Genomic DNA, 13,803 nt, shown 5'->3' on the forward strand with positions numbered 1-13,803 from the left:
CCCAGAGCCCGACGCGCGTCCATCCGATGAGACGGACGGCCTGGTGGGAAGGTGTGCGGGTGAGTGACTCCGGGGAACTCGAACGGACATTGCGGGACGGACTGAGCGGGGAGGTCGACTTCGGGGCCGCCGCGCGGGCCCTGGTGACGATGGACGCCTCCAACTACCGGCGCGTTCCGCTCGGTGTGGTCGCCCCGCGCGACACCGCCGACGTGGCGGCCGCCCTGCGGATCTGCGCCGCGGCCGGCGTGCCCGTCGTACCGCGCGGCGGGGGCACCTCCATCGCGGGCCAGGCCACGGGGACGGGGGTGGTGCTGGACCTCACCCGGCACATGGACGCCCTCGTGTCGGTGGACCCCGCGGCCCGCACGGCCGTGGTCCGGCCCGGCCTGGTGCTCGGCCGGCTGCGGGAGGCGGTGCGCCCGTACGGGCTGACCTTCGGTCCGGACCCCGCCACCCACTCCCGCTGCACCCTCGGCGGCATGATCGGCAACAACGCGTGCGGGGCCCACTCGGTTGCCTGGGGGACCACCGCGGACAACGTGTCCGAGCTGGAGGTGGTGGCGTACGGGGGAGCCGTGCACCGGATCGGGACCGGCTGGGCGGGGGCTCCGGCGGGGCTGCGCGAACTGGTCGCGGGGAACCTGGAGGTGCTGCGGACGGGGATGGCGGGCGGGGGGCCCGGGGGACCTGAAGGCTCCGGTGCGCCTGGTGCGCCCGGTGCGCCTGGTGCGCCCGGCGGCTCCGGCGGGCCCGGCTTCGCGCGGCGGATCTCCGGCTACGGGGGCCTCGACGCGCTGCTGCCCGAGCGCGGCGTGCAGCTCGCCCGGGCCTTCTGCGGGAGCGAGGGCACCCTCGGCGTGGTCACCGAAGCGGTGGTCCGCCTGGTGGAGCTGCCGCCCGCACCCGCGCTCGCGGTCCTCGGCTACGCGGACGAGGGCGCGGCCGCCGACGCCGCGGCGGGCCTGCTGCCGCACCGGCCGCTGACGGTCGAGGGCATGGCCGAGGACCTGGTGCCCGGCGCGGCGGGGGCGGGCCTGCCGCGGGGCCGGGCCTGGCTGTTCGCGGAGACCCGGGACGAGGGCGCGGCCCGGGCGCTCGTACGGGCGGCCGACGCGCTGGACGCGGTCGTCGTCACCGAGCCGGCGGGGCAGCGGGCGCTGTGGCGGATCCGCGAGGACGCCGCCGGCACCGCGACCCGCCTGCCCGACGGCACGATGGCCTGGCCCGGCTGGGAGGACTGCGCGGTGCCGCCGGCCCGGCTGGGCGTGTACCTGCGGGAATTCCGCGCCCTGCTCGCCGCGCACGGGCTGCGCGGCACCCCGTACGGGCACTTCGGCGAGGGCTGCGTGCACGTGCGGATCGACTTCGACCTGGTGTCGGCGGCGGGCGTGGCACGCTTCCGGGCCTTCTCGCGGGAGCTCGCCGACCTGGTCGTCGCGCACGGCGGCTCGCTGTCCGGGGAGCACGGCGACGGGCAGGCACGGGCGGAGCTGCTGCCGAGGATGTACGGGCCGCGGGTGATCGACCTGTTCGGCGCGTACAAGGACGTGTGGGACCCGCAGCGCGGGATGAACCCGGGGATCCTGGTCCGCCCGGCGCGGCTGGACGAGAACCTGCGCTTCGAGCTGCTGCCGCGGACCGGCCCGGAGGGGGAGTTCGCCGCGGAGGTCGCCCGCTGCGTCGGCGTCGCCAAGTGCCGGTCGGCGCAAGGAGGCGGCCCGGCGGTGATGTGCCCCTCGTACCGGGTCACGGGCGAGGAGCGGCACTCCACCCGCGGCAGGGCCCGGCTGCTGCACGAGATGCTGGCCGGGGAGCTGCTGACCGACGGCTGGCGCTCCGCGGAGGTCGCCGAGGCGCTGGACCTGTGCCTGGCCTGCAAGGGCTGCCGCAGCGACTGCCCGGTGAGCGTGGACATGGCCGCGTACAAGGCGGAGTTCCTGCACCGCCACTGGGCGGGCCGCGTCCGGCCCCTGGCCCACTACACGCTGGGCGGCCTGCCCGACTGGCTCCGGCTCCTCGACCGGCTGCGCCTCGCCCGCGCGGCCGGCGCCCTGGCCCGGCTCCCGGGCGCGGCCCGCCTGGCCGGCCTGGACCACCGCCGCCGCCTGCCGCCCCCGGCCGCGCAGCCGTTCACCCGCTGGTGGCGGGGGCGCCGCACCCCGGCCGGGCGGGACGGGGCCGGGGTGCTGCTGTGGCCCGACACGTTCACCGAGTACCTGGCCCCCGGGGCCGGGCGGGCGGCGGTGGAGGTGCTGGAGGCGGCGGGGCTCCGGGTGGGCCTGGCCGGTACGGGTACGCGGACGGGTACGGGTATGTGGACGGGTACGGGGGGAGGGCGGGCCGGGCGGGTGTGCTGCGGGCTGACCTACCTGTCCACCGGCCGCCTCGACCGGGCCCGCGCCGTGCTGCGCCGCACCCTGGACGCGGTGGGCGACGCCGGGGACCCCGTCGTCGTCCTCGAACCCAGCTGCGCCGCGGCCCTGCGCACCGACCTGCCCGCCCTGCTGCCCGACGACCCCCGCGCGGCCCGCCTCGCCGCGGCCGTCCGCACCTTCGCCGAGGCCCTGGAGGAGTACGCCCCGCACTGGCGGCCGCCCCGCCTGGACCGGCCGGTGGCCGGGCAGACCCACTGCCACCAGCACGCGGTCCTCGGCGACGCCGCCGACCGGCGGCTGCGCGAGCGGGCCGGACTGGCCGGCGGGCTCAGCGGCGGCTGCTGCGGCCTCGCCGGGAACTTCGGCTTCGAGCCGGGCCACTACGAGGTGTCCGCGGCCTGCGCCGAGGAGCAGCTGCTGCCGTCGCTGCGCCGGGCCCCGGAGGGGGCGGTGGTCCTGGCGGACGGGTTCTCCTGCCGGACGCAGATCGCGGAGCTGGCCGGCGTCCGGGCCCGGCACCTGGCGGAGGCGCTGGCCGAGGCCCTGCGGGAGCGGCGGCGGCAGGCCTAACGGACCTGAGAGGCGGTAAGGCAGCGAGGCTGTAAGGCAGCGCACGGTGCGACGGTCCTTACGTACGCCTTAGTCTGGACAAATGCCCGCACCACCCGCAAGCAGCCCCGCCAGTACCCCCACCCCCGCCCCCGAGTCCGCCGCTCCGGCGACCCCGCCCGCCGGAACCGCCGGAGCCGCCGGAGCCGCCGGCCGCCGAGCGCGCCTCGGCCCGGTCGCGCTGGTGATCACGGCGGGGATCTCGGTGCAGTTCGGCGCCGCCCTCGCGGTCATGATCATGCCGAGGGCGGGCGCGGCGGGCGTGGTCACGCTACGGCTGGCGGCCGCCGCGCTCGTGCTGCTGCTCCTGTGCCGCCCCAGGATCCGCGGCTACTCGCGGGGCGACTGGGGCACCGTCGTGGCCTTCGGCGTGGCCATGGCCGGCATGAACGGGCTCTTCTACCAGGCCGTCGACCGGATCCCGCTCGGCCCGGCCGTGACCCTGGAGGTCCTCGGCCCGCTCGTGCTGTCGGTCCTCGTCTCGCGCCGACTGGTGAACCTGCTGTGGGCGGCCCTCGCCCTGGCCGGCGTCGCCCTGCTCGCCGGGCACGGCGGGGGCGGCTTCGGCGGCCTCGACCCGCTGGGCGCGGCCTTCGCGCTCGGAGCGGGCGCGATGTGGGCGGCGTACATCGTCTTCAGCGCGCGGACCGGCCGCCGCTTCCCGCAGGCGGACGGGCTGGCCCTGGCCATGGCGGTCGCGGCGGTCATCTCGCTGCCGCTCGGTGTGGCCGAGGCCGGCTCCGAGCTGCTGGTCCCCGGGACGCTCGCGCTGGGCGCGGCCGTGGCGGTCCTGTCCTCCGTGCTGCCGTACACCCTGGAGCTGCAGGCGCTGCGCAGGCTCCCCGCACCGACCTTCGCGATCCTGATGAGCCTGGAGCCGGCGATCGCGGCCACGGCGGGCTTCCTCGTCCTCGGGCAGGCGCTGTCGCCGCAGGACGCCCTGGCCATCGCCCTGGTCATCGCGGCCAGCATGGGCGCAGTCCGCTCCCAGTCCAAGCCCTGACCCCCCCCGGCCCCGCGGCGCGTCCGGGGTCGGGGCCTTGCGTAGTCATCCCCGCCTTCGGAGCCGGGGCCGGCAATTCCAGCCCCGCCGGCGTTTGAGGCGCGGGTCCGGGCAGAGCCCGGTGCCCGCGGAGCCGGGGTCCCGGGCCGCAGACGGCAGACGGCAGACCGGACGCGGCGGCGCCGGCCGGAGGGTGCCCGCCCGGCCGGGGGGTGGTCGGCCGGGCGGGGGCCGGGGGTCAGCCCAGGGGGAGGTCCAGGCAGGACGGCGTGGCCTCCGGGGAGGTGAAGCCCAGCGTGGCCCGCGGCAGATTGGCGTCCCCGTAGAACGGGTCACGCCCGTCGACCACCAGCATCAGCCGGTGCCCGCGCGGCACGTCGTACGCGGTGGCCTGGAGCTCGATGTCCGCGCCGACCAGGCTGTCCGGCGGCGACGTGAGGTCGGAGTACGGGGCGTGCGTGATGATGCGGCCCGTCCCGTCGGCCGCCACGTCCAGCAGGTACGCGACGAACGAGGACCTCGCGTTCGCCGCCCGGTACGTGACCCGCAGCCGCGGAACGCCCCGGAGCCGGACCGTCTCCGGCTCCGGGTCCGCGGCCCACACCGCGGCCACGGTGCGGTCGATGTCGCCGGTCCGGTAGGCCTTCGGACGGCCCGCCATCTCGTCGTACCCGGACCGGATGATCGCGTCGGCGACGGTCGCCGGCGTGTCCACCCCGCACAGCACGCGCGTGCTCCAGCCGGCCTCAGGCGTGTCGGCCAGCTCGCCGCCGTCCACCAGGTACAGCCGGCGGACGTGTTCGGTGACCGACTGCCAGGTGGGGCGGGGTTCCAGGGTGCGGCTCCACATGACCTCGCCGAGGATCTGGCCCTCGTCGGCGATGCCGTTGTCGATGCCCTTGAGGTGGTGGTCGAACCAGCGGTGGGCGGTGGTCCAGATCCGGTTGGGCAGGCCGGTCATGCCCGACATCTCGGGGCCGGAGTGGTCGCCGACGGACAGGTCGAGCCGTTTGGGCCCGGCGAGCTCGTTGAACATCTTCAGCGTCTGGTTGGTCGGGAACAGCGTCTCGTGCCAGGCGTGCGAGAAGTACACCGGCACCTGCCGCCGGCTGAGCTCCTTGGCGTGCGTGAACGGCGACCGCGGGCGGGCCCACCGCAGGGCGGCCTTGATGTCGCGGTTCGCCAGCACGTTCTCGAAGACGCTCTGCGTCTGCGGGCTCAGCCGGGCCCGGCCGGCCGCCCTGAGCAGCGCCTCCACGGCGGCGACGTGCCGGGTGCGGTTCTCGAGGAAGGCCTCCCCGAGGTCCCCCCAGGTGCTGAGCGCGACCACCGCGTCGACGCGGGCGTCGTGCGCGGCGACGAGCTGGCTGATGCCGGATCCGTAGCTGTCCCCGAGGAAGCCGATCCGGGTCACCGGGCCGGCCGTCCGCTCGATCAGGTGGTCCAGTGCCCGGCTGCCGTCGGCGGTGTCGAGCGGGCCCGCCACGTCGACCTCGCCCTCGGAGTCGGCGAACCCGCGGGCGCTGTACGCGAGGACGTTGTAGCCGCGCGCCGCGAAGACGCTGCCCTGGACGGCGTACGGGAGCCAGCCGAAGTCCGTCCACGGCGAGGGCATCACGATCACCGGTCGCGGCTCGGGGCGGGTGTGCCGCCACAGCACGGCGTCGATCAGGTCCCCCTCGGCGCCGGCGACCTTGGTGCGGGAGAACACAGCGACGGAGCGGGCCTCGGCGACCTGGGCGGCGCGGGCCGGGGCGAGGCGGCTGGTGTCGCCGCTCTCCAGGGCGGCGACGAAGGCGGTGAGGGCGGGCGCGTCGAGTTCGGGATAGAGGGAGAGGGCGGCTGAGTCCACGGCGGTTCATCCTCTGCGTCGAGTACGTCGATGACGTCGCGTGCGGTGCGTGCGGTGCGTGCGTCGAGTGATCGGAACGTCGGTGCAGTGCGGTGCCGGGACCCGGCAGGGGCCCGGAGCGGGGGGCCGAAGCGTTCAGTATCGGCGCGGCCCGCGGCGGCGTTCGCGGGTTCGCCGCGTACGGCCTGAACCGCGCCCCCGCCGGCGGCGGGCCGCGCAGGTCCGTACCTGCCGGGTCGGCCGGATCGCCCCAAGTGCCGGGCCCCGCAGGCGGATTGGCGCGCCTGGCGGGAAGGCGGCGTTCCTCGGCCAAATGATGCAAGCATGCTTGATTGTTTTGCGCGGGGCTGCCAGTCTTCCCCCACGCCGAGAGGGGAGCCCCGCCGTGCTCGATCCGTCCGCCGTGTCCGCCGTCTTCCCCGACCTGCGGGAGGAGGGACAGGACCTCGAAGCCCTGGTGTCCGAACTGCCCGCGCCCGCCTGGGCGAAGCCCACGCCCGCGCCCCGCTGGACCATCGCCCACCAGATCGCCCACCTGCACTGGACCGACCGGGCCGCGCTGCTCTCCCTCACCGATGCCGCCGGGTTCGCCCGCATGGTGGAGGACGCCGTCAAGGCCCCCGACTCCTTCGTCGACGAGGGCGCCGAGCAGGGCGCGGCCCTGCCGCCGGCCGAACTGCTGGCCCGCTGGCGGGCCGGCCGCGCCGCCCTCGACGCCGCGCTCGCCGCGGCCCCGCCCGACGCGAAGTTCCCCTGGTACGGGCCGCCGATGAAGGCCGCCTCCATGGCGAGCGCCCGGCTGATGGAGACCTGGGCCCACGGCCAGGACGTCGCCGACGCGCTGGGCGTGCGCCGGACCCCGACGGCCCGGCTGCGGCACGTGGCCCGGATCGGCGTGCGGGCCCGCGACTACGCGTTCGGGGTACGGGGACTGCCCGCGCCCGCCGAGGGGTTCAGGGTCGAACTGGAGCCCCCGGACGGCGGGGAGCCCTGGGCGTACGGGCCGCCGGACGCGGCCCAGCGGGTCACCGGGCCGGCCCTCGACTTCTGCCTGCTGGTCACCCGGCGCGCCCACCGCGCCGACCTGGCCCTGACGGCGGCCGGCCCGGACGCCGACCGCTGGCTGGACATCGCGCAGGCCTTCGCCGGCCCGGCGGGCCCCGGCCGCGCCCCCGGGACCGCCCGGTGAGCGGCTACGGCCCGGGCGGGGCGGCGGCGCGCCGGCCGCTGCGGATCGGCAACGCGTCCGGGTTCTACGGGGACCGTTTCGACGCCGTCCGGGAGATGCTGACCGGCGGCCCGCTGGACGTGCTGACGGGTGACTACCTGGCCGAGCTGACCATGCTGATCCTCGGCCGCGAACGCCTGAAGGACCCCTCCGCCGGATACGCCAGGACCTTCCTGCGCCAATGGGAGGACAGCCTCGGCCTCGCCCACGAGAAGGGCGTGCGGATCGTCGCGAACGCCGGCGGCCTGAACCCGGCGGGCCTGGCCGACGCGATCCGCGAACTGGCCGCGAAGACCGGCCTTCCGGTTTCGGTCGCCCACGTCGAGGGCGACGACCTGATGCCGTACGGCGACCGGGCGGCGGACGGGTCCCTCACGGCGAACGCCTACCTCGGCGGCGCCGGCATCACGGCCTGCCTGCGGGCGGGCGCCGACGTGGTGGTCACCGGCCGGGTGACGGACGCGGCCCTGGTCAGCGGGCCGGCCGCCTGGTGGTTCGACTGGGCGCCCGACGACTGGGACCGGCTGGCGGGGGCCGTCGTCGCGGGCCACGTCCTGGAGTGCGGCACCCAGGCCACCGGCGGCAACTACGCCTTCTTCACCGCGCACGACGTCCGCCGCCCCGGCTTCCCCCTGGCGGAGTTGGCGGAGGACGGCTCGTCGGTGATCACCAAGCACCCGGGGACGGGCGGCGCCGTCACCGTGGGCACGGTCACGGCCCAGCTGCTGTACGAGACCCAGGGTGCGCGCTACCTCGGCCCCGACGTGACCGCCCGCCTGGACACCGTCCGGCTGGCCGACGCCGGGCCCGACCGCGTCGCCGTCACCGGGACCGTGGGCGAGCCGCCGCCGGGCACGCTCAAGGCGGGCGTCACCCGGATCGGCGGCTGGCGCAACGAGGTGGTGTTCGTCCTGACCGGCCTGGACATCGAGGCGAAGGCCGCCCTGGTCCGGGCGCAGATGGCCGACGCCCTCACCGGCGTGGCCGCCGCCGACTGGACGCTGGCCCGCACCGACCACGCGGACGCCGACACGGAGGAGACGGCCAGCGCCCTGCTGCGGCTGGTGGTGCGCGACCCGTCCGCCGACCGGGTGGGCCGCGCCCTGACCGCGCAGGCCGTCGAACTCGCCCTCGCCAGCTATCCCGGCTTCCACGTGACCGCCCCGCCGGGCCCGGCCCAGCCGTACGGCGTCTTCGAGTCCGCCTCCGTACCCGCGGACGCGGTGTCCGCGGTCGCGGTCCTCCCGGACGGCACCCGCACCCCGGTCCCAGCGGGCGGCCCCGCGGCCCCCGCCCCGAACCGGGCAGCCGGTCCAGGATCCCCGGAGGCCGGAGCCCCGGACGCGGGAGCCTCGGAGGCGGGAGCCCCGGACCTGGGAACCCCGGACCCCGGAGCCCTGGACGCGGGAGCCCCGGACCCCGGAAGCGGCGGGGTGGGAGGCGGCCCCGCCGGGCCCGTCCGCCGGGCCCCGCTCGGCCTGGTGGCCGGGGCCCGCAGCGGCGACAAGGGCGGCGACGCCAACGTCGGCGTCTGGACGGAGTCCGACGCGGCCTGGGACTGGCTGCACGCCACCCTCACCGTGGAGCGGTTCCGGGAACTGCTCCCCGAGACCCGCGGCCTCCCCGTCGCCCGGCACGCGCTGCCGAACCTCCGCGCCCTCAACTTCACCGTCACCGGCATCCTCGGCGCCGGCGTCGCCTCCGCCCACCGCTTCGACCCCCAGGCCAAGGCCCTCGGCGAATGGCTGCGCGCCCGGCACCTCGACATCCCCGCCCACCTCCTGCCCGCCCCGGAGGAGACCGGCCCATGACCCGTCTCGGTACCGCCCTCGACCCCCGTTCCCCCGAGTACGCGGCCGCCCGCACGGCCGCCCTCGAACGCCTCGCCGCCCTCGACGCGGAGCACGGCAAGGCCCTCCTAGGCGGCGGCGAGAAGTACACGGCCCGCCACCGCGCCCGCGGCAAACTCCTCGCCCGCGAACGGGTCGAGCTGCTCCTCGACCCGGACACCCCGTTCCTGGAGCTGTCCCCGCTCGCCGCCTGGGGCAGCGACCACCCCGTCGGCGCGTCGATCGTCACCGGCATCGGCACCGTCGAGGGCGTCGAGTGCGTGATCACCGCCAACGACCCGACCGTCCGCGGCGGCGCCTCCAACCCGTGGACCCTGAAGAAGGCCCTGCGGGCCAACGAGATCGCCCGGCAGAACCGCCTGCCCCTCATCAGCCTCGTCGAGTCCGGCGGGGCCGACCTGCCCTCGCAGAAGGAGATCTTCATCCCGGGCGGCGCGATCTTCCGCGACCTCACCCGGCTCTCGGCCGCCGGCGTCCCGACCGTCGCCGTCGTCTTCGGCAACTCCACCGCCGGAGGCGCGTACATCCCCGGGATGTCCGACCACACCGTCATGATCAAGGACCGTTCGAAGGTGTTCCTCGGCGGCCCGCCGCTGGTCAAGATGGCCACCGGGGAGGAGAGCGACGACGAGTCCCTCGGCGGCGCCGACATGCACGCCCGTACCTCCGGCCTCGCCGACCACCACGCCGTCGACGAGCACGACGCGATCCGCCAGGCCCGCCGGATCACGGCCCGCCTCGGCCACCGCCGCGCCCATCCCGCCCCGCCCCGCGCGCCCGAGCCCCTGTACGACCCGGAGGAGCTCCTCGGCATCGTCCCCGAGGACCTCAAGACCCCCTTCGACCCGCGCGAGGTCATCGCCCGCATCGTCGACGGCTCCGACTTCGACGAGTTCAAGCCCCTCTACGGGGCCAGCCTGGTCACCGGCTGGGCCGCCCTGCACGGCCACCCGGTCGGCATCCTCGCCAACGCCCAGGGCGTGCTGTTCAGCGCCGAATCGCAGAAGGCCGCCCAGTTCATCCAGCTCGCGAACCAGCGCGACATCCCGCTGCTGTTCCTCCACAACACCACCGGCTACATGGTCGGCAAGGAGTACGAGCAGGGCGGCATCGTCAAACACGGCTCGATGATGATCAACGCGGTCTCCAACTCCCGCGTCCCGCACCTGTCCGTCCTCATCGGCGCCAGCTACGGGGCCGGCCACTACGGCATGTGCGGCCGCGCCTACGAGCCCCGGTTCCTGTTCGCCTGGCCCAGCGCCAAGTCCGCGGTCATGGGCCCCCAGCAGCTGGCCGGCGTGCTGTCGATCGTGGCCCGCCAGTCCGCCGCCGCGAAGGGGAAGCCGTACGACGACGAGGCGGACGCCGGGATGCGCGCCTTCGTCGAGGCGCAGATCGAGTCCGAATCCCTGCCGATGTTCCTGTCCGGGCGGCTGTACGACGACGGCGTCATCGACCCCCGCGACACCCGCACCGTCCTCGGCCTGTGCCTCTCGGCCGTCCACAACGCCCCCGTCGAGGGCGCCCGCGGCGGCTTCGGCGTCTTCCGGATGTGAGCCCGCCATGACCTCGACCACTTCCACCGCCGCCGCCACCCCTGCGCTCACGGCCGCGGACTCCGCCGGCTCCCCGGCCCCCCTGATCACCTCGGTCCTCGTGGCAAACCGCGGGGAGATCGCCGTCCGTGTCTTCCGCACCGCCCGCGCCCTGGGCCTGGCCACCGTCGCCGTCCACTCCGACCCCGACGCCGACGCCCTGCACGTCCGCGAGGCCGATGCGGCCGTACGCCTGCCCGGCGCGGCCCCCGCCGACACCTACCTGCGCGGCGACCTCGTCATCGAGGCGGCCTTGGCCGCCGGCGCGGACGCGGTCCACCCCGGCTACGGCTTCCTCTCCGAGAACGCCGGCTTCGCCCGGGACGTCCTCGCCGCCGGGCTGGTCTGGATCGGGCCGCCGCCGGAGGCCATCGAGGCCATGGCCTCCAAGACCCGCGCCAAGGAGCTGATGCGGGCCGCCGGGGTGCCGCTCCTCGACCCCGTCGACCCGGCCGCCGCCACCCCCGCCGACCTGCCGCTGCTGCTGAAGGCCGCCGCGGGCGGCGGCGGGCGCGGCATGCGCGTGGTCCGCGACCTGCGCGAGCTGAAGTCCGAAGTCGACGCCGCGGCCGCCGAGGCCCGGTCGGCGTTCGGCGACGGCGAGGTCTTCGCCGAGCCCTACGTCGAACGCGGCCGCCACGTTGAGGTGCAGGTCCTCGCCGACGGGCACGGCACCGTGTGGGCGCTCGGCACCCGCGACTGCTCCCTCCAGCGCCGCCACCAGAAGGTCATCGAGGAGGCCCCGGCGCCCGGCCTGCCCGACGCCCTGCGCGCCACCCTGCACGAGGCCGCGGTCGCCGCCGCCCGGGCCGTCTCCTACCGGGGCGCGGGCACCGTCGAGTTCCTCGTCACCGCCGAGGGCCGCCCGTACTTCCTGGAGATGAACACACGCCTCCAGGTGGAACACCCCGTCACCGAGGCCGTCTTCGGCCTCGACCTCGTCGCCCTCCAGATCCGTGTCGCCGAGGGCGCGGCCCTGCCCCCGGAGCCCCCGGAGCCCGCCGGGCACGCCGTCGAGGCCCGCCTGTACGCCGAGGACCCGGCGCAGGACTGGCGCCCGCAGACCGGCACCCTGACCACCTTCCACATCCCGGCTCCGCCCGCCGTCCCGCCCGCGCCCGCCGCGGTCCGCGTCGACACCGGGTACACCGACGGCGACCCCGTCGGCATCCACTACGACCCCATGCTCGCCAAGGTCGTCGCCCACGCCCCGACCCGCGCCGAGGCCGTCCGCGCCCTCGTCCGCGCCCTGTCCGCGGCCCGTATCCACGGCGTCGCCACCAACCGCGAGCTCCTCGTACGCTCCCTCACGCACCCGGAGTTCACCGCCGCCCGGCCCGACACCGGGTTCTACGAGCGCCACCTCGGCGCCCTCACCGAAGCGGCCCCGGACGCCGGCCGGGCGGCGGCGCTGGCCGCGGCCGCCGCCGCGCTGGCCGCCGCCGCTCCCGCCGCGGACGCCCCGCTCGCCGCCCGCCTCGGCGGCTGGCGCAACCTCCGCTCCGCTCCGCAGTCCCGCAGCTACCGCGTGGCCGGCGGCGGCCCCTGCGGCACCGACACCTCCGGCACCGACACCCTGTACGAGGTCCGCTACCTGCCCTCCCGCAGCGGACCCCCACAGCTCGTGGACCACCCCGGCGTCCGTGTGCTGGCCGCCGAGCCGCACCGCGTCGCCTTCGAAGCCGACGGCATCCGGCGCGTGTTCCACGTGAAACAAAAATCGAACAACTCGGGTGCGGCAGAAGCCGAGGAGGTCTACGTCGACACCGCGCCCACCCCCGCCCACCCCGCCCCGAACGCCCACACCCTCATCCCGGTCCCACGGTTCACCGACCCCCAGGACCGCACCCTGCCCGGCTCCCTGCTCGCCCCCATGCCCGGCACCGTCGTCCGCATCGCCGAGGGCCTCACCCCCGGCGACACCGTCACCGCCGGGCAGCCCCTGCTCTGGCTGGAGGCCATGAAGATGGAGCACCGCATCGTCTCGCCCGCCTCCGGCACGCTCACCGCGCTCCACGCCGGCCTCGGCCACCAGGTCGAATTCGGCGCCCTGCTCGCCGTAGTCCAGGAGGAACCGCAGCCATGAGCCCCGCCACCGCAGCCCCCCTCGAAACCGAGGAACACCGGGCCCTGCGCACCGCCGTCGCCGCCCTCGGGCAGCGCTACGGACGCGACTACCACGCCCGCGTCACCCGCGAGGGCCGCCACCCCGACGAACTGTGGGCCGACGCCGCCAAACTCGGCTACCTCGGCGTCAACCTGCCCGAGGAGTACGGCGGCGGAGGCGGCGGCATCGCCGAACTCTCCATCGTCCTGGAGGAACTCGGCGCCGCCGGCTGCCCGCTGCTGATGCTGGTCGTCTCGCCCGCCATCTGCGGCACCGTCATCGCCCGCTTCGGCACCGACGCCCAGAAGCGGGCCTGGCTCCCCGGCCTCGCCGACGGCAGCCGCACCATGGCCTTCGGCATCACCGAACCCGACGCCGGATCCAACTCCCACCGCATCACCACCACCGCCCGCCGCGACGGCGACACCTGGGTCCTGACGGGCCGCAAGGTCTTCATCTCCGGCGTGGACATCGCCGACGCGACCCTGATCGTCGGCCGCACCGAGGACGCCCGCACCGGCAGGCTGGGGCCCTGCCTGTTCATCGTCCCCCGCGACGCCCCCGGCTTCACCCGCTCGCCCATCGACATGGAACTCCAGGCGGCCGAGAAGCAGTTCGAGCTGGTCCTGGAGGACGTACGGCTGCCCGCCGACGCGCTGGTCGGCCACGAGGACGCGGGCCTGCTGCAGCTGTTCGCCGGCCTCAACCCCGAGCGCATCATGACCGCCGCCTTCGCCATCGGCATGGGCCGCTTCGCCCTCGCCCGGGCGGTCGACTACGCCCGGACCCGGCAGGTCTGGAAGGAGCCGATCGGCGCCCACCAGGCCATCGCCCACCCCCTCGCCGCGGCCCACATCGACCTGGAACTGGCCCGCCTGATGATGCAGAAGGCCGCCCGCCTTTACGACGCGGGCGAGGACCCGGCCGCCGGAGAAGCCGCCAACATGGCCAAGTACGCTGCTGCCGAGGCCTGCGTGAAGGCGGTGGACCAGGCGGTCCACACCCTGGGCGGCAACGGCCTCACCCGCGAGTACGGGCTGGCCTCCCTCGTCACCGCCTCCCGGGTGTCCCGCATCGCCCCCGTCAGCCGCGAGATGATCCTCAACTACGTCTCGCACCAGACACTGGGCCTGCCCAGGTCGTACTAGCCGCACCAGCCGGCCGGGCCGGTACGGCGACCG

The 13,803-nt window shown here is 76.0% G+C and carries 8 protein-coding genes; 7 read left to right on the forward strand and 1 reads right to left on the reverse strand.

Translation table 11 applies throughout. From position 1 onward, the window contains the following. The first annotated feature begins 26 nt into the window (after positions 1-26). Together AC068A_RS11835 and AC068A_RS11840 are read left to right on the forward strand one after the other, a co-directional pair. Positions 27-2,948 carry an FAD-binding and (Fe-S)-binding domain-containing protein gene (locus AC068A_RS11835; protein WP_478583869.1) on the forward strand — a complete coding sequence of 974 codons (2,922 nt, stop codon included), beginning with the start codon at positions 27-29 and terminating at the stop codon, positions 2,946-2,948. A gap of 82 nt (positions 2,949-3,030) precedes the next feature. Further along, complete coding sequence (locus tag AC068A_RS11840; protein ID WP_478583871.1) at positions 3,031-3,990, forward strand: EamA family transporter; 960 nt, start codon at positions 3,031-3,033, stop codon at positions 3,988-3,990. Between the two features lie 238 nt (positions 3,991-4,228). On the opposite strand, the gene AC068A_RS11845 is transcribed toward AC068A_RS11840, so the two are convergent. Next, complete coding sequence (locus AC068A_RS11845; protein WP_478583873.1) at positions 4,229-5,842, reverse strand: alpha/beta fold hydrolase; 1,614 nt, start codon at positions 5,840-5,842, stop codon at positions 4,229-4,231. A gap of 385 nt (positions 5,843-6,227) precedes the next feature. Here AC068A_RS11845 and AC068A_RS11850 point away from each other — a divergent pair, with 385 nt between their 5' ends. The 5 genes from AC068A_RS11850 to AC068A_RS11870 all read left to right on the forward strand — a co-directional run bounded on the left by AC068A_RS11850 (position 6,228) and on the right by AC068A_RS11870 (position 13,770). Beyond that, on the forward strand, positions 6,228-7,031 hold the full coding sequence (locus AC068A_RS11850; protein ID WP_478583875.1) for a TIGR03084 family metal-binding protein: 804 nt from the start codon (positions 6,228-6,230) through the stop codon (positions 7,029-7,031). Positions 7,032-7,126: 95 nt separating this feature from the next. Continuing rightward, complete coding sequence (locus AC068A_RS11855; RefSeq protein ID WP_478583954.1) at positions 7,127-8,881, forward strand: acyclic terpene utilization AtuA family protein; 1,755 nt, start codon at positions 7,127-7,129, stop codon at positions 8,879-8,881. Continuing rightward, the gene (locus AC068A_RS11860) at positions 8,878-10,476 is read left to right on the forward strand and encodes an acyl-CoA carboxylase subunit beta (protein WP_478583877.1); all 1,599 of its coding nucleotides are present in this window, start codon (positions 8,878-8,880) and stop codon (positions 10,474-10,476) included. The genes AC068A_RS11855 and AC068A_RS11860 overlap by 4 nt, the downstream gene beginning before the upstream one ends. A gap of 82 nt (positions 10,477-10,558) precedes the next feature. Beyond that, complete coding sequence (locus AC068A_RS11865) at positions 10,559-12,601, forward strand: acetyl/propionyl/methylcrotonyl-CoA carboxylase subunit alpha (protein ID WP_478583955.1); 2,043 nt, start codon at positions 10,559-10,561, stop codon at positions 12,599-12,601. After that, entirely contained in the window at positions 12,598-13,770 is a 1,173-nt protein-coding gene (locus AC068A_RS11870) for an acyl-CoA dehydrogenase family protein (protein ID WP_478583879.1), read from the forward strand. The genes AC068A_RS11865 and AC068A_RS11870 overlap by 4 nt, the downstream gene beginning before the upstream one ends. Positions 13,771-13,803 lie beyond the last annotated feature (33 nt).

It is taken from the genome of Streptomyces sp. NPDC043854 (assembly GCF_056436005.1).